We start from the raw sequence: 22,401 nt of genomic DNA on the forward strand, positions 1-22,401 counted from the left end.
ATAGCGACCAGGGCGAGGCGGAGAAGACGCGCCTGCCTCCGACACAGTAGCCCGCGGCATTCGTTGGCGCAGGGTGTGAAGGGCGTGTCCCGCTCGTCTCTCTCGCTCGGAGTCCTGCCCGCGTGGTCCGTCGGCTCAGTCGGCGACGAGGCTCAGTCGGCGACGAGGCTCAGGAGGTAGCTCCCGTAGCCCGACTTCACCAGTCGCTCGGCCCGTGCGCGGAGCTCGTCGTCCGTGAGGAAGCCCCGGCGCCAAGCCACCTCCTCGGGGGAGCCGATCTTGAGTCCCTGGCGGTTCTCGATGGTGCGGACGAAGTCGGACGCCTCGAGAAGCGAGTCGAAGGTCCCGGTGTCCAACCAGGCGGTGCCACGGGGCAGCACCTCGACCTGGAGTCGCCCCTGGCGCAGGTACTCGCGGTTCACGTCGGTGATCTCGTACTCACCGCGAGCGGAAGGCTCGAGGTCCTTGGCGATCGCGACGACGTCGTTGTCGTAGAAGTACAGACCAGGCACCGCGTAGTTGGACCGAGGATGCTGTGGCTTCTCCTCGAGCGAGAGCGCCGTCCCGTGCTCGTCGAACTCGACGACGCCGTACGCGGTCGGGTCGGACACGCGGTACGCGAAGACTGCTCCGCCGTCGATCCCGTCGAACCGGGTGAGCTGTGACCCGAGCCCGGGTCCGTAGAAGATGTTGTCGCCGAGGACCAGTGCGGCCGAGTCGTCACCGATGAAGTCCGCCCCGAGGACGAACGCCTGGGCGAGACCGTTGGGCTGCTCCTGCACCGCGTACGAGATCGAGACCCCGAACTGCGACCCGTCGCCGAGGAGCCGGCGGAACTGCTCGGCGTCGTGGGGGGTCGTGATGACGAGGACGTCACGGATGCCCGCCAGGATCAGCGTGGACAGCGGGTAGTAGATCATCGGCTTGTCGTAGACGGGAACGAGCTGCTTGCTCACGCCCAGGGTGATCGGGTGCAGTCGGGTGCCGGAGCCTCCGGCAAGGATGATTCCGCGCATGGGGGCGATCCTCTCATGTCGCGGGAGAGCGTCGGAGGTGCGCTACGCTCCCGGCAGCCGCACGGGCGGCTCCGTGAGAATGGGGACGGCGATGCGTCGTGCAAGTGTGCTGGCAACGGTGCTGGCGGGGTTTCTGGTGCTGGGCGTCGCGCCGCCGGCCGCAGTAGCGGACACCGAGGCCGTTCTCGTCAAGGCCCGGTTCGACCCGACCATCTACGAGGTCCAGGTCGACGAGTGGGGGGACGTGGTCGGGGAGCGGCGGGCGGTCACCTATGCGGAGTGGGTCGCGGTGGGGCGGCCTGCACCCGCCGTCGTGGAGCCGGACGTCTATGCCGCTCTCTCCTGGTCGTCGACGATCTACGCCGTCACCGGTTGGCCCGGCGAGCGGTGGGCCGACGCGGTCCCGCTCAGCTACGCCCAGTGGGTGTCGGCCCGGCGTCCGGCGCCGGACCGCTCGGCACCGTTCTGCGCGCTGGTGGGCTGCGGGATCACCCGCTACCCGAGCTCGTCCGAGCTCTTCGTCGACGTCCCGGGCTCTGGTGGCGTCCACAAACTGACGTTCCGTGAGTGGACGACGCTCGGCTCTCCGCCTGTGTCGATCGACCAGCCCGTGGGCTTCTACCGCCTGTCGTGGTCTGACCGCGTGTTCATGACCGAGCCGTCCCAGATCGGCAGCCGTATCGGTTTCACCAGCGACGTCTACGGGTCAGGGCGCTCGCTCACGTACGACGCGTGGCGGCGGGAAGGCTCGCCGACGCCGAAGGTGGTCCGGTCGGCGGTCCGCGAGCGGTTCCTGCTCTTCGCCGGCAGCCCGGACGTCTACTACGACGGTCCGGCCGGGCTGTTCCGCATCACCTACGCGCAGTGGGCCGCGGCAGGTTCGCCGACCCCGGAGCGCAAGCCGTTCGGGGCGCCGTCGGGTGGCGGCATCGTCGTCACGCCGGGCGGGCGCTGAGATGGCCGGGTCGACTCAGGTGCGAGATCGGCGCGCCCCCGGGCCCGTCGGGACCGGCGAGTCGCCGTCCGTCCCGAGGCCGGCGGCCCGTCGCCTCTCGGCCCGTCTGCGGGCAGTCGCCGTCGCCGTTCTACTCGCCTTGATCGGGTGCGCAGTGCCGTCGCTCCCGGCGACCGCGCGCGTCGAGTCCTTCGTCGTCAAGTCGCGGTTCGAGGCCAACCTCTACGTCGTCCAGGGGGACCCTGCGTCCTGGCCGTCGACGCGGTCTCCGCGGACGTACCTCGACCTCGCGTCGTGGCGCGCCCTCGGGTCGCCCCGCCCCGTCGTCTGGGAGCCGCGATACTCGTCGCTGCCCTGGAGCTCCACCGTCTATGCCCTGACCTACTGGCCCGACGGCGGTCAGCGGGCCGAAGCGACTGCGCTGACCTATGACCAGTGGCGCTCGGCGGGCAGCCCTCCGCCGCAGAAGGACTACCGCGTCTGCACCGACGCCACCTTCCGGTGCAGCACGTTCACCCTGCCGTCGTCTCCGTCCGAGATCTTCCTCGAGGAGCCTCTCGGTGGGGCGCCCGTCCACAAGCTGTCGTATACGGAGTGGGTTGCGCTCGGGCGCCCGAAGCCCAGCTCGACCGATCGCCCGGCGGGCGTCTACAAGCTGGCATGGAGCCCGATCCTGTTCTGGGAGTTCCCGGCGAAGATCGGACCGGTGAACCGCTCGACCAGCAACGAGCACTACGACGCGTGCGGCAGCCGTCTGAGCTACCCCGAGTGGCGGGACGCCGGATCACCGACGCCCCAGGTCGTGGCGGCGACCTCCACGAGCAGGTTTATCCAGGGCCCGCCGCGTGGCTACGGCTACGACGACGAGATCTGGTACGACGGCCCGGCAGGGTTCTTCCACCTGTCCTACGGCGAGTGGGCAGCGGCCGGACGGCCGAGCCCGACCGCGGTGTCGTACACCCCCGCACTCCCAGCTTCCTGGGCCTGCAGGAGATGAGTCGAGGTCCCGGTGGCCTCGGGACCGTTCCGTCACGCCTGGGAGGCGACCCGTCCGACGACGACGAACTCGTTGTAGACGAAGAGGTTCCCGGCCCAGCGGGGGAACGGGAACGACTCCCAGCCGTCGACCGCCAGGCCGAGGGCGCGGAGGACCTCGACGATGCGTGGACCGTCGACGAAGTCCGTGTGGCTCGGGTCACTGCGGAACCCTCGCTCCTGGGGGCAGACGATCATCACGGTCGCTCCGGGTCGTAGCGTGGCGACGTACGGGCCGAGGAACTCCGTCTGGCTCCCCGGCGGCAGGTGCTCGAGGACGTGCGCTGCGAGCAGTCCGTCGCGTGGCCGAGCGTCGTCCGGGAGCCGAAAGAAGTCCTCAGGGACGTAGGCCTCGCGTCCGGTCGCTCGGCAGAAAGCGACGGACGTGGGGTTGTGGTCAACGCCCATGCTTCCTGGTGCGAGCGTCGCGAGATTGCGCCCGATGCCGCAGCCGAGGTCGATCGTCGGCCGGTCACCGAGGTGTCGCCGGACATTCCAGCGGTACGGAGCCTGGACGTGGAGCGCCCGCTTCCACCACGTGCCCTGGAGCGCTCGCAGCCGCTCGGTGTAGGCGGCCGAGGTGGTCTCGAGATGCTGTGCGGACCCTTCGGGGGCAGACTCGGCAGCCACGGCTTCCTCCCGTCTCGGTGTCGCGACACTACCGTGCCGACGAACGGAGGGCCATGTCGAGGGGGGATGCATGAAAGCGTGGGGTCGTCCTGTGCGCGCACGGGGGCGGGTTCTGTCGGTCGTCGTGGTCGGGGCGCTCGCCCTGGCCGTACCAGCGGGTGGAGCTGGTGCCGCGCAGCGGGAGGTCGACCCACCGGTCACGGGGTCGACGGAAGGCGCGGGTCACGCGGATCCTGCATCGTCGGCCGTCGAGCCCGACGACGATGCAGTGCCGGACGGTTCCGCCGATCCTGCCGAGGCCGTCGTTCCCGACGGCTCCTTGGCGCCGCCGTCGTCGTCGCCGACGCCGGGAACCTTGCTGACCCCAGAGGCGGGGGACCGCACGACCACCGCCCGCCCCGAGCGGACGGAGACCGCACCGCCTGACGCGCCCGAGGCAACTGGTTCGACGGAGCCCGCCGGTCCCGCCGCCGCTCTGTCCCGTGCTGCTGCTGTCCGCTACGTGAAGAAGCCGCACGACTCCGCCATCTACGTCGTCGACGGTTCCGGCCACCGCCAGTTGACGTATGCGCAGTGGGTCGGTGCTGGATCGCCCACGCCGCAGAGCACGTGGACCGACTATGTGCGGTATCCCTGGTCGCCGACGTTGTACGCGGTCACCTACTGGTCCTCGAGCGACTGGGACTGGGACCGCCTGACGTGGGAGGCATGGACGGCTGCCGGGCGTCCGCCGGCACGCGCCGCCGGCTGGATCGCCGGCAGCACGATCCACCAGTGGGAGTCGTCTCCCGAGCTCTTCCTCGTGGGCGAGGACGGGAGCCTCCACAAGCTGACCTTCGCCGAATGGTCCGCGACGGGCCAGCGCACCCCGGCGGTGCGGCGGAACCAGGGCTTCGTGAAGCTGTCCTGGGACGGGACTATCGCGCGCATGTCCGACCTGCGCTACGGCCAGGGCCGGCCGATCGCCTACGACGAGTGGATGAAGGAGGGGTTCCCGACTCCGCGGGTCTCACCACGCCTGCCCGGCGACCTCTTCGAGAAGGACTTCGTGGGTCCGGGGGTCAGGTACTCCGGGCCCACCATCCAGCGATACCTCACCTTCGCGGAGTGGCAGGCGGCCGGCTCGCCGACACCGTACGCGGGACGAAACGGGCGTCTGGACACGAGTGCCCTGTGCCGCGTGTCCTGGACCTCCAACGTGCTGCTCCGATGCGACGCGCAGTACCAGCTGGAAAGGCTGAACTCGGCGTACTGGGGGCGTTTCGGACGATCCATCGCGGTGGGGTACGGGTACCGGACGTACGCGACGCAGGTCTATCTCCGCATGACGCTGGGCACGGTCGCCGCCGTGCCGGGCACCTCGAACCACGGGTTGGGGCTCGCGATAGACACGGCCCAGGGGTCGCAGCACGGGTTCGGCTCGGAGTCCTACGAGTGGCTCAAGGCCAACGCTCCCGCCTACGGCTGGCACGCGCCGCGGTGGGCGTGGCAGAACGGCTCGAACCCCGAGTACTGGCACTTCGAGTACACGGGCTGATCGGACGTACGGCGGCAGTTCTCAGTCTCGTTCGTCGACCCTCTCGGTGCGCAGGAGCCGGGCACGCCGTGCGGCGTCATCGTCCAGCACCCGGGCGGCGTCTGCGCCAACGAGCACGACGGAGCCATCCTCGGCGGCGGCGGCCAGAATCCGGGACGTCGCCGCGAGGAACCCTTCGCGGCCGTCGACGAGCACGCGCGGGCGCGCGTGCGGCGGCGCTTCGGAGACAGGGATCAGCGCGTCATGCGCGAGGGTCGTCGTCGGCGTATCGATTGCCGGACGCCGGAGCTCGGGCTCCGGTGCCCAGCCCACGTGGTCGCCGTACGTCATGACCGCCGAGGCGGCGTCGACCGCCCCGGCGGGGAGGGGCACGTCGAACCGGCGGGCCAGGGCCGGGAGCGCGACGGCGACCAGCTCCGACCCCGATCCCGTCCACGTCTCGGGCCGGTGGGTGACGACCACGTCCGCCTGCGCGTGCGTGGTGCCCGGGGCGATGGCATTCTCGTCGACCAGGACCACGGTGGCTCCCACGCGCCATGCAGCCAACGCCCAGACGACGGTGCGCCAATGCACGGGAAGATCGAGAACGACCCGCGTTCCGGGGCCGGCGTCGAATTCCTCGACGAGCAGGTTCGTCGTCTTGTTGACCCAGTTCTCGAGCACCGCGCCGGAGAGCTCGACGCGCTCGCCGTCGTCCCCGTACCACGTGAGCCGTGGCCGACCGGGATCGCGCGTGACGAGTCGGAGCAGGTCAGCGATGTGGGTGGGACGGTCGCCGCGCGGGGCGGGGGAGTGGGGAGCGGACACCATGGACACCACCCTAGGGTGCTGATATCGACACCCGAGATGTGATGGTTTCACCCGCCGCCTCCGCGGGGCTATCACATTTCGGCTTGACGCCCGCGGATGACACGCGTGTAATTTCTTCAATGCAGTTTCCTGCCTGGTTCTCGCTCGAGGCCCGGCGAACGGCATGAAGGGGCGAGCAATGTGGAACATGCTGGACGGGACGGGCGGGGTCTTCCCCTCCGACGCTGAGCGAGAGGTGGAGCGCGTGGCACCGGTGCTGCCGCTCTTCGGTGAGCCGGTCGACGACTCGCTCATGGGGTGGCAGGAGCGTGCGCTGTGCGCCCAGACGGACCCGGAGGCCTTCTTCCCGGAGAAGGGCGGGTCCACGCGCGAGGCGAAGAAGGTCTGCACGGGCTGCGAGGTCCGGGCCGAGTGCCTGGAGTACGCGCTCGAGCACGACGAGCGCTTCGGCATCTGGGGCGGGCTCTCCGAGCGGGAGCGCCGCAAGCTCAAGCGCCGCGTCGTCTGACGACCGGGCCTCGGCCCGGCGGGCTCGTCGGCGTCGTCGGCGGGCGCCGTCGTGACGGGTGGCCGACACCCGCCACACCGGGGCGCGCAAATGCCGCGCCTGGAGCCGTGTCCGTCGCATGATCGACGGGACATGACTTCCTCCGACCTCACCACGTCCGCGCGCAGCGCCCGTCCCGGCGACGTCACGCCGGGGGCCGCCGCGCGCGCCGCCGCCGTGCCGGGCGTCGTCGCGGCACCCGGGATCGTCGCCGCCGTGACGGGCGCGCTGCCCGTCGTGACCACGGTCACGGCGGTCGTCGTGACGCGCGGACGCACCCCGTTCCTCGCCCACACGCTGGCGGCGCTGCGCGCCCAGACGACGAGCCCGCACGAGGTCGTCGTCGTCGACGCCGCGACCGGCGACGCGAGCAGCGAGCACCAGGGCCTGCAGCTCGGGGACGCGCGCTTCGTCGCGGCGCCGCGCGCCCGCTCGTTCGGCGACGCGGTCGACACGGCCCTCGCGAACGTCGAGCCGGGCACGTGGCTCTGGCTCCTGCACGACGACTCGGCCCCTGCGCCCGACGCGCTCGCCGAGCTGCTGCGCGCCGTCGAGCACTCGAGCGCGGTCGCGGTGGCCGGGCCCAAGCAGGAGCGCTGGGTGCCCGGCACCGACGCGCAGCCCGCGGCGCCGTTCGAGCCGGGCACGGTCAGCCGCCTCGTCGAGGTGGGCGTGACCACGACGCCGCTCGGCCGCCGCCTGACCGGCATCGACGAGGACGAGGTCGACCAGGGGCAGCACGACGCGCGCGAGGACGTGCTCGCCGTCGGGCTCGCCGGGGCGCTCGTGCGGCGGGCCGTGTGGCAGGAGCTCGGCGGGACCGACCCCGAGCTCGGCCCGTTCGGCGACGGCCTGGACCTGTGCCGACGGGCGCGCCTCGCGGGGCACCGGGTCGTCGTCGTGCCGTCGGCCGTGGTGCGGCACGCGCAGGCCTCCCTGCTCGGCCTGCGCGAGCGTCGGCGCGGGACGACGGCGCTCCCCGCCCCGGACCCCGACGCGTCGTCGGCGGCGCGCCGTCACTCCCAGCTCCACGCGCGGCTCGTCGGCGTCGCGGCACCATGGCTCCCGTTCGTCGCGCTCGCGATGGTCGTCGGCGCACCCTTCCACGCCGCGTTCCGGCTGCTCGTCAAGCAGCCGGGGCAGGCCCGGGACGAGCTGCTCGCGCCGCTGTGGGCGCTGGTGCGGGTCGGGCCCGTCGTGCGGGCGCGCCGCGTGGCGCGCCGGACCCGGACGCTCCCGCGCCGAGCGCTGCGCCCGCTGCGCGGCACGTGGCGCGAGGTGCTCGTCGAGCGGCGCGACCGCCGGCTCGCGCGCGCCGAGCAGCGGCGCACCGCGTGGGCGCCGACCGACATCGAGCGGCGCGAGCTGCGCGCCCTCGCGGTGCGGCGTCGGGCCGGGCTCGCCGGGGCCGCCGTCGTGCTGGCGGGGTTCACCGCCGTCGTGTTCGGGCCGCTGGCGGGGGCTCTCCTCGCGGGCGGTCGGCTCGTCGGCGGCTCGCTGCTCCCGGCCTCGGGGACGCTCGGGGACGTGTGGCGCGCGGCGACGACGGGCTGGGTCACCACGGGGCTCGGCGCGCCCGCGCCGGCGGACCCGTTCGTGTCCGCGCTGGTCCCGGCGTCCCTGCTCGCCGGCGGCGCCACGCAGACCGCCGTGAACCTCCTCGTCCCCGCGTGCTTCCTGGCGGCGGGCCTGGGCGCGTGGTTCGCCGCGGGCGCGGTCACGCGCTCGGTGCCGCTCCGGGCCTGGGCGACGCTCGTCTGGGTCGCCGCTCCCGCGCTCCTCACCGCCGCGGGTGCCGGCCGGGTCGGCGCCGTCCTCGTGCACGCGATCCTCCCCTGGCTCGCGCTCGCGGTCGTCCGTGCGCTCGGGCTCCAGCGGCTCGACGTGGTCGCGCCCCCGACGCAGGACGTCGTCCGCCGGGGCGCGCGCCGCGAGCCGGGGTCGCTCGCGGCCGCCGCCACCGCGGGCCTGCTGTTCGCGGTCGCCGTCGCCGGGGCGCCCGTGCTCCTGCCCGTCGGCGTGGTCGCGCTCGTCGTCGTGGCGCTCGGGGTCCGGGCGCACCGGCGCTACCTCGCCCTCGTCCCCGTGCCGGCCCTCGTGCTCTTCGCCCCGTTCCTCGTGCACGTGGCCCGCACCGCGGGCGACGGCGGGTGGCGGCTGCTGCTCGCCGACCCGGGCGCGCCGGTCGCGGCGACGCCCGCCGCGCCGTGGCAGCAGCTCCTGGGGCTGCCGACCGCGCCCGAGGCGTGGTTCGGGCTCGACGGGGGTGGCGCCGGTGACCTCCTGGCGCGCTGGGCCCCGTTCGCCGCCGGCGCGGTCGTCGTGGCGCTCGCCGTGCTCGCCGTGCTGCGCGGCCGCCGTCTGGCCGTGGGGGCGTGGTTCGTCGCGGCGCTCGGGCTGGCCGCCGCCGTCCTCGCCGGGTCGACCGTCGTGGCCGCCGGGGCGTCGCCCGACGCCCCGGTCACGGGGTGGCCCGGCGCCGGGCTGTCGCTCGCGCTGCTCGCCCTGCTCGGCGCCGCGCTCCTCGGTGTCCCGCGATGGCCCGGTGCCGGCGCCCCGGGCTGGCGGGCAGGCGCCGTCGTCGCGCTCGCCCTGGTCGTCACCCTGCTGCCCCTGGGGACCGCCGCGTCGTGGACCGTGGGCGTGCTCGACCGCGACGACGCCCGGGTCGGCTCGGTCGTGGCCACGACCGAGCCGGTGGTGCCGCCGGTCGGCCGCCAGATGCAGTCCTCGCCGCGCCAGGCGCGCGTGCTCACCCTGGAGCACGGTCCGGGTGGCGTCGTCGAGTACGCGGCGCTGCGCTCGGACGGTCCGCAGGCGGTCGACTCGTCGGTCGTCGTGCACGCGTGGCAGGCGGCCGACCCCGCGGTGACCGAGGGCGAGCTGCCCCGGCTCGTCGCGGAGCTCGTCTCCGGGACCTCGGCGGACGTCGCCGACGGCCTGGGCCGTCTGGGCATCGGGGCCGTGCTCCTGCCCGCGTCCGCGCCGGAGGACCAGGCGCGGGCCGAGCTGGTCGCCCGGCTCGACATGGTGCCGGGGCTCGAGCGCATGACGGAGGGCCGCTCGGCGCTGCTCTGGCGCGTCGTGCCCGAGGGAGGCGAGCCGTCGTGGGCGCGCGTCGAGTCCGACGCGGGCGTCGAGCCGCTGGCCGCGGACCGCGACGCGCTGCGCCCGGTCGTCACGACCGTGCCCGAGGGGGCCGAGGACCGGCAGGTCGTCCTCGCGGAGGACGCGTCGTCCGGGTGGCGTGCGACGCTCGACGGCCGCCCGCTGGAGGCGGTCGACCCGGCGACGACCGGCGGGCTGCAGGCCTTCGCCCTCGGGACCGACGCCGGGCGGCTCGAGGTGTACCACGCCGCGGACCACCGGTCCGGCTGGATGGCGGCGGCGGGCGTGACCCTGGTCGTGTACGTGCTGCTCGCGGTGCCGGTCCGGCGCCGTCGCGCGGGAACGAGGTAGGAACGGTGACGACGACGAACGGCACGAGCCACGACGAGGCTCCGGAGACGGACGCGCGCCCCGGGCGCGCCCGGGCGGTGGTGCGCCGCGTCACGACGACGGGCGCCGGGCTGGTCGGCATCCTGGCGGTGGGCGCGGTCGTCGTGCTCGGGAGCACGGGCGCGGCGCTCCTGCCCGCGGCGCCGGCCCCGGCGGACCCCGTCGAGGAGGTCACGGTCGAGCCCGCCCAGGAGGTCTCGGTCTGCCCGGGCCCGGCGCGGCTCACCGACCCGGAGACGGTCGGTGACGCGCAGTTCGGTCCCGCCCCGGTCGGCACGTCCAGCCGGCTGCGCGCGGTGGTCGAGGGCGAGGGGACCGCCGGGCTCGGCGTGCTCGACGGCGGCGACCTCGAGGAGCAGGAGATCGCGCCCGGGCCGGGCGCCGACGTGACCGTGGGCGACGTCGAGGACCCCGCGCACGGCACCGTCCTGACGGTGCGCCCCGCTCAGGACTCGTCCCCGCGCGTGGCCGCGTCCGTCGGCTCCGTGACGACCGACGGCGACCTGCGCGGGCTCGCCGCGGCGAGCTGCTCCCGGCCGGGCATCAGCCAGTGGCTCGTCGGCGGGAGCACCGAGATCGGCAGCAGCTCCCAGCTCGTGCTCCAGAACCCCGGCCTCACGCCCGCGGTCGTCCAGGTGCAGGTCTGGGGGCAGGGGGGCGAGGTCGTGCTCTCCGGGGGCGGGCAGCAGCTCGTCGGTCCGGGGCAGGAGGTCGTGACCCTGGTCGAGGCGGCGGCCCCCGAGCAGCGCCGCCTCGTCGTCCACGTGGCCGCGTCGGGCGGCCTCGTGTCGGCGTACCTGCAGCACTCGACGCTCGACGGCCTCGTGCCGCTCGGCGTCGACCACGTGGTCCCGGGCGCGGAGCCGACGACGGACCTCGCGCTGGCGGGCGTCACGAGCGTCGGGGAGGCGGTCGACGACCCGCACGCGCCGCAGCTGCGCCTGCTCGCCCCGGGCGAGGAGGCCGGGACCGCGCGCGTCACGGTCTACGGCGAGGACGGCGCCGTGCCCCTGCGCGGGGCCGAGGAGGTCGCGCTCACGCCCGGCGTCGTCACGGACGTGTCGCTCGGCGGCCTGCCCGCGGGCGCGTACGCCGTCTCCGTGCACGCCGACGTCCCCGTCGTCGGCGGCGCGTCCGTCGACCGCCGCGGCGAGCCGGACCCCGACCTGCTCCACGAGGAGCGGCAGTACGACCGCGCCTGGGTCGCGGCGCGACCGCTGCCGTCCCTGACGGACGCGGAGGGCGCCGACGAGAGCGCCGGGTCCACCGACGACACGTCTCCCGCCGGTCAGGTGGCGCTCGTCCCGGGCACGTCCTCCGCGCTGACGCTCGCCGCCGTCCCCGCGGCGCTTGCCGACGAGGACGAGCCGACGGGCTCGCTCGAGCTCCTCGTGCGCGTCTACGACGAGAGCGGCGCGGAGGCGGGCACGACGACCCTGACCCTCCGCGCGGGCACGACGCAGACGCTCGACCCGGCGACGGTGCGGGCGGAGGGGTCCGAGGCCGTCCCCGCGGCGGTGACGGTCGACGTCGTCGGGGAGGACGACGGCCTGCTCCCCGTCTGGTCGCTCACGGCGAGCGCCGGCCCGCCGAGCGGCGACGAGGGCGACGGCGCGCCGAGCCTCGTGTCGGTGCTCCTGCCGGTCACGGACGCGCCCGCCGCGCACGAGGTCGCGGTCCGCGCGTCGGACACGGCCGGGCTCGGACGCTAGGCGACGGTCAGCGGTCGCCCGTGTAGCGCGGGTCGATCTCCTCCGGGGTGCGGGCCAGCAGGTGCGCGACCTGCTCGACGAGCACGTCGCGGACGAGGTCCTCGAGATCCTCGGCGTCGAACGCGCGCGCCTCGACGGGCCGCCGGTAGACCACGATGCGGGCGGGCTGGCCCGACTCGGCCGGGAAGCACCGGCCGAGCGGCACGCCGCCGTCCTCCCAGGGCGCCGGGTCCGACGGCGGGACGTCCTCCACCGCGAACTCTGTCCCGCGCAGCTGCTTCGCCCACGAGCGCTGCACGCGCTCCACGACGTCGAGCACGACGTCGTCGAACTTCTCCGCGCGGGTGCGGCTCGCGGGCGCGGTCGGCGGGAGGAGAGGACCTCGGATGCCGCGTCCCCGGCGGTCGCGCCGTCGGGGCACCGGGCCGTGGCCGCCCGGCCCGGGGGCGCGCGGCGGGATGACGAGTTCGTCGAACGAGACCGGGGGAGGGGTGACGGCGCTGCGACGCGACCAACGGTCGCGGGCCCGGCGCCCGGCGCCGGCCGGGTCGGGGCGCGAGCCGGGGGACGATGAGTTGCCACGCACACCCCGACTCTAGTCGGCCGCCGCCCGACGCACCGGGACTCGTCGGGCTCCGGTACGAACCCGGCCGCGACCAGCCACGGCCCGGAGCGGCGACGGACGGCGTGTGCCGTCTCCAGGATCCCTCCGGAAGGCGTAAGGTCAGGCCGTGAGATCCGTCAGGCAGTGCTCGCGCACGGCGTGCGTCCGTGCCGCCGTCGCGACCCTCACCTACGTCTACGCCGACTCCACGGCGGTCCTGGGCCCGCTCGCGCACCTCGCCGAGCCGCACAGCTACGACCTGTGCGCCGAGCACGCGGAGCGGCTCACCGCGCCGCGCGGCTGGGAGGTCGTGCGCCTGTCGCCGCAGTTCGTCGAGACCGGTCCCAGCGACGACGACCTCTCGGCGCTCGCCGACGCCGTCCGCGAGGCGGGCAAGGTCCGCACCGAGCCGGAGCCGCCGGACGTCACCGAGGTCGGACGACGCGGGCACCTCCGGGTCCTGCGCGCCGAGGCCGACTGAGCCGTCACGCCCGGGCCGCCGCGCGTCGGTAGGGTGGGCCGCGTGAGCACCGACCTCTCCCCTCTCATCAAGGCCTACGACGTCCGCGGCACCGTCCCGGACCAGCTCAACCCGGAGGTGGCGCGGGCGGTCGGCGCGGCGTTCGCGCAGGCCGTGGTGCTGCCGGAGGCCCCGGCCGGCACGCGGCCCAGCGCCGTGCTGGGGCACGACATGCGCGACTCGGGCCCGGAGCTCGTCGACGCGTTCGCCGCCGGGCTCACGGCCGCGGGGGTCGACGTGACGCGCATCGGGCTGTGCTCGACGGACGGTCTCTACCACGCGTCCGGGGTGCTGGGCGTCCCCGGGGCCATGTTCACCGCGAGCCACAACCCCGCCGTCTACAACGGCATCAAGCTGTGCCGCGCGGGCGCGCGACCGGTCGGCCAGGACACGGGCCTGATCGACGTACGGACCCTCGCGGAGGGTTACCTGGACGACGGTCTCCCGCCCGCCGCCGAGGATCCCGGCACCGTCACGGACCGCGACATGCTCGCGGAGTACGCGGCGTTCCTGCGCGGCCTCGTCGACCTGTCGGGCATCCGTCCGCTCAAGGTCGTCGTCGACGCCGGCAACGGGATGGGTGGGCACACCGTGCCGGCCGTGCTGGGCACGGGCGCGGGACTGCCCGCCCTGCCGCTCGACGTCGTCCCGCTCTACTTCGAGCTCGACGGCACGTTCCCGAACCACGAGGCGAACCCGCTGGACCCGAAGAACCTCGTGGACCTGCAGGCGGCCGTGGTCGAGCACGGGGCCGACCTCGGGCTCGCGTTCGACGGCGACGCCGACCGCTGCTTCGTCGTGGACGAGCGCGGCGAGCCGGTCTCCCCGTCCGCCGTCACGGCGCTGGTCGGCCTGCGGGAGGTCGCGAAGGAGCTCGAGGCCGGGCGCACTCCCACGGTGATCCACAACCTCATCACCTCGCGCGCCGTCCCCGACTTCCTCGGGGCGGCCGGCGCGCGCACGGTCCGCACGCGGGTGGGCCACTCGTTCATCAAGGCGCAGATGGCGGAGCACGACGCCGTGTTCGGGGGCGAGCACAGCGCCCACTACTACTTCCGCGACTTCTTCTTCGCGGACACCGGGATGCTGGCGGCGATGCACGTCCTGGCCGCGCTCGGGTCGCAGCCGCACGCGCTGTCCGACCTCGCGGAGATGTACGAGCCCTACGTCGCCTCGGGGGAGATCAACTCGACCGTGGCGGACGTCCCGGCGGCGCGTGCGCGCGTCGTCGAGGCGTACGTGACCCAGCAGGGAGCCGGCCCCGTCGAGGTCGACGAGCTCGACGGCCTGACGGTCTCCCACTGGGGCTCCCACCCGCAGTGGTGGTTCAACCTGCGGGCGTCCAACACGGAGCCGCTCCTGCGGCTCAACGTCGAGGCCGCGGACGAGGACATCATGGACAAGGTGCGCGACGACGTCCTGTCGCTCGTGCGCACGGACGACGACGAGGAGCGAGCATGAGCCTGCAGATCGACCCCTGGGTGCGCGAGGCGCTGCGGTGCCCGGTGACGGGCGCCCGCCTCGTGGACGGGACGAGCCCCTCCGGCGAGCCGGAGCTGCACTCGACCGACCCGGGGCGTCCGCTCGCGTACCCCGTGCGCGACGGCATCCCGGTGCTGCTGGAGGACGACGCGCGCGAGCTCTGAGGGCGCCTCGTCCCGCAGCACGACCGAAGGCCGGCCCCCGCGAGGGAGCCGGCCTTCGGCGTCGGGCACCGAGGGTGCCCGCACGGCTGCGGCGAACCGGGACCGCAGCCCGTCCGGGACGGGCCTGCCGGGCCCGTCGGAGCGCGGGTGGTCGGGGCGTCAGACGCCCGCGGCCTCCTTGAGGTCGTCGACGAACGTCGGGTTCTCCTCGAGCCACGCCTCGACGGCGGCCTGCTCGTCGGCGTACTCGTCGGAGTTGAACATCATGTTCTCGAGCGAGAACAGCTGCTCGTCGTCGAGGGAGAACGCGCCGAGCAGCTTCGTCAGCGTCGGGTAGCGCTCCTCGAAGTCGGCCGAGCCCCACATGTGGATCTTCTCCGCCTCGCCGAGCGCGCCCTCGGGGTCCTCGAGGTCGCGGACGGGGAACTCGTCGTAGGCCCAGTGCGGCCGCCACAGCGTGACCGCGATGTTCTCGCCGCTGTCGGTCGCGCCCTTGAGCTCGGCGAGCATCGCGGGGGTGGAGGAGATGGAGTAGTCCATGTCCTCGAGGCCGTAGGTGGGGATGACCTGGTCCTGGGTGATCTCGGTCAGGCCCGCGCCCGCCTCGATGCCGACGAGCTTGTTGCCGTACTCGTCGGACATGGCCGCGAGGTCCTCGAGGGTCTGCGCGGGGGAGTCCTCGTTCACCGCGATGGTGAGCTTGGCGTCGTCGTACCAGTAGCCGAGGTCGGTGATCTCGCCGCCGTACTTCTTCTCGTACGACGCGTGCGTGTAGGGCAGCCAGACGTCGAGCGTGAGGTCGAAGTCCCCGCCGACGAGGCCGGTGTAGACGACGCCGACGTCGGCGGTCTGCGTCGACACGTCGTAGCCCTCGTCCTCGAGGATGGTGGTCCACAGGTGGGAGACGGCGATGCCCTCGTCCCAGCCGGACGGGATGCCGATGGAGACGGACGTCTCGTCCTCGCCGGTGGAGGAGGCGCCGTCGCCGGAGCCGCCCGAGCCGGAGTCGGACGCGCAGCCGGTGAGCGCGAGGCCGAGGACGGCGGTCGCGGCGACGGCGGCGGTGCGAGTGGTGCGCTTGCGTGCGGGGGTCATGCGTTCCTTCCGTGGGCCGGGGGGCCCGGTCGGGGTGCCCGACGGCGGGTGCGTGGGCAGGGTCCCGGCGTGCGGCCGGGGACGGTGGGTGGCGCGGTCAGACGCGCGCCGCGGCGAGGGCGCGCGCCACGGGGGCGCGGTCGCCGAGCGCGGAGGTCACGCGGTCGAGGAACATCGCGAGGATGACGACGGCGAGGCCTGCCTCGAACCCGAGCGCCACGTCGACGCGCTGGAGCGCGGCGACGACGTCCTCGCCCAGGCCGCCGGCGCCGACCATGCCGGCGATGACGACCATGGAGAGCGAGAGCATGATGACCTGGTTGACGCCCGCCATGATCGTCGGCAGGGCGAGCGGGAGCTGGATCTGGCGCAGGATGCGGCCGGGGGTCGAGCCGAACGCCTGCCCGGCCTCGACCACCTCCTTGTCTACCTGCCGGATGCCCAGCTCGGTGAACCGGACGCCGGGGGCCATGGCGAAGACGATCGTCGCGATGATCCCGGGCACGGGCCCGGTGAGGAAGATGACGACGGTCGGGATGAGGTAGACGAACGCCGGCATCGTCTGCATGAAGTCGAGCACGGGCCGCACGACGGCGGAGACGCGGTCGTTGCGCGCGGCCCAGATGCCGAGCGGGATCGCGATGGCGATCGCGAGGACGGCGGACAGCAGGACGAGCGCGAGGGTGTCCATCGCGTTGTCCCACTGGTTCACGCCCGCGATGAGGACGAAGCCGACGAGCGTGCCGACCGCGAGCCGCCAGCCCTTGACGAAGAACGCCAGCGCGGCGAGGGCGATCGCGACGACCCAGAACGGCGGGCCGGACAGCACGGCGTCGAGCCCGTCGTAGACGCCGACGAGGACGTCCTTGATGAACCGGAAGAGCGGGCGGAACGTGGTGGTGACCCAGCCGACGAAGGCGTCGACCCACTCGCCGAGCGGGATGCGGGGGACGAGGGTGTCGTTCACGCGGCACCGCCTTCGGTCGGGGCGGCCGCGAGCGGGGCGGAGCCCTCCGCCGGCGCGTCCTGGACGACGGGCGTCTGCCCGAGGTCGATCTCGCCGGTCTTCGGCTGGTCGCCGGGGACCATGGCCTCGAGGAGCGTGACGCGGGGGACGACGCCGACGAGGCGGCCCTGCGCGTCCGTGACCGCGACGGGCAGCGGCGACTCCGCGGCGGGGGCGAAGACCTCCGCGAGCGGGGTGTCGGGGGAGACGGGCGCGACGCCCTGGCGCACGAGCCCGTCGAGGCTGTCCTGGCCCTTCTTCAGGGCGGCGACCGCGTCCTCGTCGCGCACGACGCCCTGGAGGCGGCGCTGGCGGTCGACGACGTACGCGGCCGAGACCTGCGCCTCGCGCATCGTGCGGCTCGCCTGGCGGGGACCGCCGGAGAGCGGGACGACGACGGCGGGGCGCACCATGACGGACGACGCCGTGAGGACGCGCGTGCGGTCCACGTCGGCGACGAACTGGGCGACGTAGTCGTTCGCGGGGTCGGACAGGATCTGCTCGGCGGTGCCGATCTGCACGATCCGGCCGTCGCGCATGACGGCGATCCGGTCCCCGAGGTGCATCGCCTCGTTGAGGTCGTGCGTGATGAAGACGATCGTCTTGCCGAGCGTCTGCTGGAGCTCGAGGAGCTGCTCCTGCATCTCGCGCCGGATGAGCGGGTCGAGCGCGGAGAACGCCTCGTCCATGAGCAGGACGTCGGTGTCGGCGGCGAGCGCGCGGGCGAGCCCGACGCGCTGGCGCATGCCGCCGGAGAGCTGCGAGGGCAGGGAGTCCTCCCAGCCGCCGAGCCCGACGAGGCCGAGCGCCGTGCGGGCCTTCTCGCGGCGCTCCGCCTTGCCGACGCCCTGGATCTCCAGGGGGTAGGCGGCGTTGTCGAGCACGGTGCGGTGGGGCAGGAGCGCGAAGTGCTGGAAGACCATCGACACGTGCTTGCGGCGCAGCGCGCGCATCTGCTTGGCGTCGGCCTGGGCGAGGTCGGTGCCGCCGAGCAGCACGTGCCCGGACGTCGGCTTCCACAGCCCGTTGAGCATGCGGATGAGCGTCGACTTGCCGGAGCCCGAGAGGCCCATGACGACGAAGATCTCGCCCTGCTTCACGTCGAACGACGCGTCGATGACCGCGGCGGTACCGAGCGGCTTGACGTCGTCGCGGCTCGCGCCCTGCTCGAGGCGGCGGATCGCCTCGACGGGGCGGCGCCCGAAGACCTTGTAGACGTCGCGGACCGAGAGCGCGGTCGCGCGGTCGTCGGTGCCGACGGTCGCGGCGCCGGCGTGCGCGGCCGGGTCGGTCGGCACGGGTGTGCTGAGAGCTGTCATGCGGTGGGTGTCGCCACCTTCCGGTCGTGGACCAGCGTCACGCCCCTCCGGAGCACCCGGGTGCGGGCGCTCGACGAGAGGGCACGGCAGGAGGCCCCGGGTGCGAGGACGTCCTCCCTGGGGTGGCGCGTCCGGCCGGTTGCCCCCGCAGGGGCCGGCGCACACAGGGCCTCACGCTGATCCGATGTCAATCGGTTCGCGCCCACCCTGCCTGATTCGAGGTTCAACTTCTACCCAGGACCCCCGCACCGGGGGCGATTCCAGGACGATTCTTGACCGAGCATCGTTGGAATGGCGCGGATGACGGCGGAACCGGGATCGTTATCCCTTCGTGATCTTGAGATGGTCAAGCGTTCGTGTTACGCGCGCGCCCGGGCGCGCGCGCCGGACGAACGGTGGTGCTGCGGGCCCGGGCGGTCCGCGCCCCGGCCGGACGGCGTCGTCCTCGGTAGGCTGGTGCCGGGCGGGCCGCGGTCCCGTCCCGCGCGGACGGGAGCCCCCAGCGCAGCAACCGACCAGTCATCGGCAGCCACCGCCGAGCCGGCACCACCGGCTCCGCCGGCACCGAGAACGCACAGGAGAACCATGTCCACCACAGCGCAGGCCCCGACCTCCGGCGCCACCCCCGGCTTCGACGAGATCCCCGGCCGGTACAAGGTCCGCGACCTGTCCCTGGCCGAGGCGGGCCGCCACCAGCTCCGCCTCGCCGAGCACGAGATGCCCGGCCTCATGGCGCTGCGCGCCGAGTACGGGGAGTCGCAGCCGCTCGCGGGCGCCCGCATCGCCGGCTCCCTGCACATGACCGTGCAGACGGCCGTCCTCATCGAGACGCTCGTCGCGCTCGGCGCGCAGGTGCGCTGGGCGAGCTGCAACATCTTCTCGACGCAGGACGAGGCGGCGGCCGCCGTCGTCGTCGGGCCGCACGGGACGCCCGAGGACCCGCAGGGCGTCCCGGTGTTCGCGTGGAAGGGCGAGAGCCTCGAGGAGTACTGGGACTGCACCGAGCAGATCCTCGTGTGGCCGGGGGACGAGTCGCCCAACCTCATCCTCGACGACGGCGGGGACGCCACGATGCTCGTCCACCTGGGCCTGCAGTACGAGCGCGCCGGCGTCGTCCCGCCCGACACGCTCCCGGGCGAGCCCGACCACACCCACGAGATGAACGTCGTGCGCGGGGTGCTGCGCCGCGCGCTCGAGGCCGACCCGCTGCGCTGGACGACGATCGCGCAGGAGATCCAGGGCGTCACCGAGGAGACGACGACGGGCGTGCACCGCCTCTACCAGCTCGCCGAGTCGGGCGAGCTGCTCTTCCCGGCGATCAACGTCAACGACTCGGTCACCAAGTCGAAGTTCGACAACAAGTACGGCATCCGTCACTCGCTGCCGGACGGCATCAACCGCGCGACCGACGTCCTCATGGGCGGCAAGGTCGCGTTCGTCGCGGGCTACGGCGACGTCGGCAAGGGCGCGGCCGAGGCGTTCCGCGGCCAGGGCGCGCGCGTCATCGTGTCCGAGGTCGACCCGATCTGCGCGCTCCAGGCCGCGATGGACGGCTACCAGGTCGCCCGGATCGAGGACGTGCTCGGCGAGGCCGACTTCTTCATCACGACCACGGGCAACAAGGACGTCATCCGCGCCGAGCACCTCGTCGCGATGAAGGACAAGGCCGTCGTCGGCAACATCGGCCACTTCGACAACGAGATCGACATGGCCGGCCTCGCCGAGGTGCCCGGGGTGTCGCGCACCGAGATCAAGCCCCAGGTCCACGAGTGGACGTTCGCGGAGCCGGGCCCCGACGGCCAGCCCGCGGGCCGCTCGGTCGTCGTGCTGTCCGAGGGCCGCCTGCTCAACCTGGGGAACGCGACGGGCCACCCGTCGTTCGTCATGAGCAACTCGTTCTCGAACCAGGTGATCGGCCAGATCGAGCTCTACCAGGACGCCACGGCCGCCGCGCGCGAGGGGCGCGAGCGCGCCTACGCGCGCCAGGTCTACCGGCTGCCCAAGGTGCTCGACGAGAAGGTCGCGCGCCTGCACCTCGACGCGCTCGGCGTCCGGCTCACCGAGCTCTCGCCGTCCCAGGCGGACTACCTGGGCGTCCCCGTCGAGGGGCCGTACAAGCCGGAGCACTACCGCTACTGAGCACTGCCCCGAGTCGTCCGGCACGCGCCGAGGAGGTCGCATGGACCCGTCGTCCGACGAGCGCACGCCGGTCGTGCCCTCGCCCCCCGCGGGCGAGGGCACGGCGGGGCCGGCCGACGAGGTGCGCGACGAGCCGCCGCCCGGCCGGGTGCGGCCGCTGTGGCACCGCGTGGGCGACCGCTGGGAGCGCGAGCCCCCGCACGACCTCCTGTACGGCGCGATCGTCGCGGGCTTCGTCATGGCGGTCTCCAGCGTGCACGCCCCGACGGGCGACCGCGTCGTGCTCGCGACGTCCCTCGTGGCGGTGGGCTACTGGCTCGCGCACTGCTACGTGGACGCGGTGAGCGGACGCTTCCACGACACCGGGCACTCGCTGTGGGGCCGCACGGTCGTCGCGCTGCGGTCCAACGTCGGGGTGCTGCTCGGCGCGCTCCCCGGGATCGTCGTGTACCTCGTGGCGCTCGCGGCCGGGCTCGACGCCGAGGGTGCCGCCCTCGTCGCGGTGTGGTTCACCGTCGTCCTGCTCGGCGTGGTGGGGTTCCTCGCCGCGTACCGCGCGGGGGCGCGCGGAGGCCTGCTGGTGGGGGAGACGCTGCTCGCCGCGGCGTTCGGCGGCGTGGTCATCGCGGTCAAGTACCTGCTGCACTGACGGCAGGCACGGGGGTTGTCCCCACCCGGGTGCGGCGGACGCCACCCTGTCGTCGCCGCACGCGCGCGCCCAGACTGGCACCATGACTGCCGTGACCCCTGACCAGCCGAGCGTCGTGCCCGCGGGCGAGCCCTCGCCCGGCGCGCCCGAGGCGGCCGTGCCGACGCCGCACCCCTCCGCGGTGCCGTCGTCGCCCGCCACGCCGTCGGACCCCTCGGGGTCCGCCGTGGCCGCCGCGCCCGGGGTCCCGGGCGCGTTCGCGGGCTCGCAGCCCGACCCGCGGTACGTGGACCACCGCGAGCGGGTCGGCTTCGCGCGCGCACCGTTCGCGGGGCGCACGTGGCGCGAGTACGGGTACCTCTCGCTCGCGCTCCTGCTGGCGCCCTTCGCGTTCTCCTACGGGCTGTTCTCCGTGGTCTTCCTCGTCGCGATGATCGTGCCCGTCCTGGGCCTCGTCGTCGCGGGGTGGCTCGTGGTCGGCGGGCGCGGCTGGGGCTCGATGTACCGGTCGCTCGCGCGGTCCCTGCTCGGGGTCGACGTCGCCGCCCCCGCCCCGTACACGCGCCGCCGCGGCTTCTGGAGCACGCTGTGGAGCGGGATCGGCGACGGCACGGGGTGGCGGGCCGTGCTGTTCCTCCTCGTGACGTTCCCGCTCGCCATCCTGTCCTTCGTCGTGAGCACGGTGCTCCTCGCCGTCGGGCTGGGCGGCATGACGCACTGGATCTGGTCGCGCTGGCTCCCGCTGCAGCAGGCCGCCGACGGGACGTGGCACCGCGGGGCGCAGATCGGCGTCGACTGGTACGTCGACACCCCGGCGCGCCAGCTCGGCCTCGTGCTCGTCGGCGCGCTCTTCCTCTGGGTGTGGCCGCACGTCACGCGCGCGTTCGCGCACCTCTTCCGCGTGCTCACCGTGGCGCTGCTCGGCCCCACGCTGTCCAGCCTGCGCGTCGCCGACCTCGAGGAGTCGCGCGGCCGCACGGTCGAGGACGCCGACGCGAAGCTGCGCCGCATCGAGCGCGACCTGCACGACGGCACGCAGGCGCGCCTCGTCGCCGTCGCGATGCAGCTCGGCGAGGCCAAGGAGCAGCTCGCGGCGGGCGGCGACGCGGGCGACGCGCTCGAGCTCGTCGACCTCGCGCACTCGTCGACCAAGGAGGCGCTGGTCGAGCTGCGCGAGCTCGCGCGCGGCATCCACCCGCCGGCGTTGGACAACGGTCTCGCGGTCGCGCTCGAGACCCTCGCGGCGCGCTCGCCGCTGCCGGTGACGGTCGACGTCGACCCGGCCGTCGAGGCGTCCGGCCGGCTCGCCCCCGCGGTCGAGTCGATCGCGTACTTCTGCGTCGCCGAGCTCGTGACGAACGCGGTCAAGCACGCGCGCGCGTCGGGCGTGTACGTGCTCGTGGAGCGCCAGGGCGGCGGCCGGGGGGCCCGCCTGCGCCTGCGGGTGCGCGACGACGGCCAGGGCGGCGCGCGCGTCGTGCAGCCGGGCTCCGACGGTCACCGCTCGGGGCTCGCGGGTCTCGCGGAGCGCGTGCGCTCCGTGGACGGCTCGCTCGAGCTCACGAGCCCCGTCGGCGGGCCCACGGTGGTCACGGTCCTCCTGCCCGTCCGGGTCTGACGTGCTGCGCACGGACGGGACGGTCCTGCCCGGGCGGCGGGGCGGCGTCGGGCAGGATGTCCCCG

The 22,401-nt window shown here is 74.1% G+C and carries 19 protein-coding genes; 12 read left to right on the forward strand and 7 right to left on the reverse strand.

All coding sequences use genetic code 11. The features are described from left to right. Positions 1-152 precede the first annotated feature (152 nt). Positions 153-1,016: a glucose-1-phosphate thymidylyltransferase RfbA gene (rfbA, locus tag MT994_RS16785; protein WP_086150803.1), complete on the reverse strand. Its 864-nt coding sequence runs from the start codon at positions 1,014-1,016 to the stop codon at positions 153-155. A 118-nt stretch (positions 1,017-1,134) separates the two neighbouring features. Here rfbA and MT994_RS16790 point away from each other — a divergent pair, with 118 nt between their 5' ends. Next, on the forward strand, positions 1,135-1,971 hold the full coding sequence (locus MT994_RS16790; RefSeq protein WP_143317308.1) for a hypothetical protein: 837 nt from the start codon (positions 1,135-1,137) through the stop codon (positions 1,969-1,971). A 154-nt stretch (positions 1,972-2,125) separates the two neighbouring features. After that, positions 2,126-2,968 carry a hypothetical protein gene (locus tag MT994_RS16795; protein WP_354807173.1) on the forward strand — a complete coding sequence of 281 codons (843 nt, stop codon included), beginning with the start codon at positions 2,126-2,128 and terminating at the stop codon, positions 2,966-2,968. Between the two features lie 32 nt (positions 2,969-3,000). Here MT994_RS16795 and MT994_RS16800 read toward each other — a convergent pair whose 3' ends face one another. Next, positions 3,001-3,708, reverse strand: coding sequence for a class I SAM-dependent methyltransferase (locus MT994_RS16800; protein WP_354807175.1), 708 nt, complete (start codon positions 3,706-3,708; stop codon positions 3,001-3,003). A gap of 430 nt (positions 3,709-4,138) precedes the next feature. Between MT994_RS16800 and MT994_RS16805 the strand changes: the two genes are divergently transcribed. Next, positions 4,139-5,173: a M15 family metallopeptidase gene (locus tag MT994_RS16805; RefSeq protein WP_354807176.1), complete on the forward strand. Its 1,035-nt coding sequence runs from the start codon at positions 4,139-4,141 to the stop codon at positions 5,171-5,173. Between the two features lie 21 nt (positions 5,174-5,194). On the opposite strand, the gene MT994_RS16810 is transcribed toward MT994_RS16805, so the two are convergent. Further along, a complete protein-coding gene (locus MT994_RS16810; protein ID WP_354807233.1) occupies positions 5,195-5,983 on the reverse strand; it encodes a TIGR03089 family protein in 789 nt (262 codons plus the stop codon). Between the two features lie 178 nt (positions 5,984-6,161). Between MT994_RS16810 and MT994_RS16815 the strand changes: the two genes are divergently transcribed. The 3 genes from MT994_RS16815 (at position 6,162) to MT994_RS16825 (ending at position 11,740) form a co-directional block, all read left to right on the forward strand. Then, entirely contained in the window at positions 6,162-6,491 is a 330-nt protein-coding gene (locus MT994_RS16815) for a WhiB family transcriptional regulator (protein ID WP_021482334.1), read from the forward strand. Between the two features lie 132 nt (positions 6,492-6,623). After that, complete coding sequence (locus tag MT994_RS16820; RefSeq protein WP_354807177.1) at positions 6,624-9,989, forward strand: glycosyltransferase; 3,366 nt, start codon at positions 6,624-6,626, stop codon at positions 9,987-9,989. 5 nt (positions 9,990-9,994) lie between these two features. Continuing rightward, positions 9,995-11,740, forward strand: a complete 1,746-nt coding sequence (locus MT994_RS16825; protein ID WP_354807179.1) for a DUF5719 family protein — start codon at positions 9,995-9,997, stop codon at positions 11,738-11,740. Between the two features lie 7 nt (positions 11,741-11,747). On the opposite strand, the gene MT994_RS16830 is transcribed toward MT994_RS16825, so the two are convergent. Further along, the gene (locus MT994_RS16830) at positions 11,748-12,326 is read right to left on the reverse strand and encodes a metallopeptidase family protein (protein WP_336244565.1); all 579 of its coding nucleotides are present in this window, start codon (positions 12,324-12,326) and stop codon (positions 11,748-11,750) included. 145 nt (positions 12,327-12,471) lie between these two features. On the opposite strand from MT994_RS16830, the gene MT994_RS16835 reads away from it, so the two are divergent. Genes MT994_RS16835 through MT994_RS16845 form a run of 3 tightly spaced genes read left to right on the forward strand, consistent with a single transcriptional unit; the run spans position 12,472 to position 14,510 of the window. Next, positions 12,472-12,825: a DUF3499 domain-containing protein gene (locus tag MT994_RS16835; protein ID WP_009863301.1), complete on the forward strand. Its 354-nt coding sequence runs from the start codon at positions 12,472-12,474 to the stop codon at positions 12,823-12,825. Between the two features lie 42 nt (positions 12,826-12,867). Next, positions 12,868-14,325, forward strand: a complete 1,458-nt coding sequence (locus tag MT994_RS16840; protein WP_354807181.1) for a phosphomannomutase/phosphoglucomutase — start codon at positions 12,868-12,870, stop codon at positions 14,323-14,325. Beyond that, complete coding sequence (locus MT994_RS16845) at positions 14,322-14,510, forward strand: hypothetical protein (protein ID WP_021479800.1); 189 nt, start codon at positions 14,322-14,324, stop codon at positions 14,508-14,510. The genes MT994_RS16840 and MT994_RS16845 overlap by 4 nt, the downstream gene beginning before the upstream one ends. Before the next feature lie 159 nt (positions 14,511-14,669). Here the strand turns inward: MT994_RS16845 and MT994_RS16850 are convergent, their stop codons facing one another. The 3 genes from MT994_RS16850 to MT994_RS16860 form a co-directional block, all read right to left on the reverse strand. Further along, on the reverse strand, positions 14,670-15,605 hold the full coding sequence (locus tag MT994_RS16850; RefSeq protein WP_194521050.1) for a glycine betaine ABC transporter substrate-binding protein: 936 nt from the start codon (positions 15,603-15,605) through the stop codon (positions 14,670-14,672). 97 nt (positions 15,606-15,702) lie between these two features. Further along, positions 15,703-16,572: a proline/glycine betaine ABC transporter permease gene (locus tag MT994_RS16855; protein ID WP_061267508.1), complete on the reverse strand. Its 870-nt coding sequence runs from the start codon at positions 16,570-16,572 to the stop codon at positions 15,703-15,705. Then, a complete protein-coding gene (locus MT994_RS16860; protein WP_354807183.1) occupies positions 16,569-17,930 on the reverse strand; it encodes a glycine betaine/L-proline ABC transporter ATP-binding protein in 1,362 nt (453 codons plus the stop codon). The genes MT994_RS16855 and MT994_RS16860 overlap by 4 nt, the downstream gene beginning before the upstream one ends. A gap of 639 nt (positions 17,931-18,569) precedes the next feature. On the opposite strand from MT994_RS16860, the gene ahcY reads away from it, so the two are divergent. The 3 genes from ahcY (at position 18,570) to MT994_RS16875 (ending at position 22,336) form a co-directional block, all read left to right on the forward strand. Beyond that, positions 18,570-20,069 carry an adenosylhomocysteinase gene (gene ahcY, locus MT994_RS16865; RefSeq protein ID WP_031316692.1) on the forward strand — a complete coding sequence of 500 codons (1,500 nt, stop codon included), beginning with the start codon at positions 18,570-18,572 and terminating at the stop codon, positions 20,067-20,069. 40 nt (positions 20,070-20,109) lie between these two features. Then, entirely contained in the window at positions 20,110-20,718 is a 609-nt protein-coding gene (locus tag MT994_RS16870; RefSeq protein ID WP_086150795.1) for a hypothetical protein, read from the forward strand. An 82-nt stretch (positions 20,719-20,800) separates the two neighbouring features. Then, positions 20,801-22,336 (forward strand): sensor domain-containing protein, encoded by a 1,536-nt coding sequence (locus tag MT994_RS16875; RefSeq protein WP_354807184.1) that lies wholly within the window; start codon positions 20,801-20,803, stop codon positions 22,334-22,336. Positions 22,337-22,401: the final 65 nt, after the last annotated feature.

Source organism: Cellulosimicrobium sp. MI9406, assembly GCF_040595865.1.
In the GTDB taxonomy this organism is placed as follows: domain Bacteria; phylum Actinomycetota; class Actinomycetes; order Actinomycetales; family Cellulomonadaceae; genus Cellulosimicrobium; species Cellulosimicrobium funkei.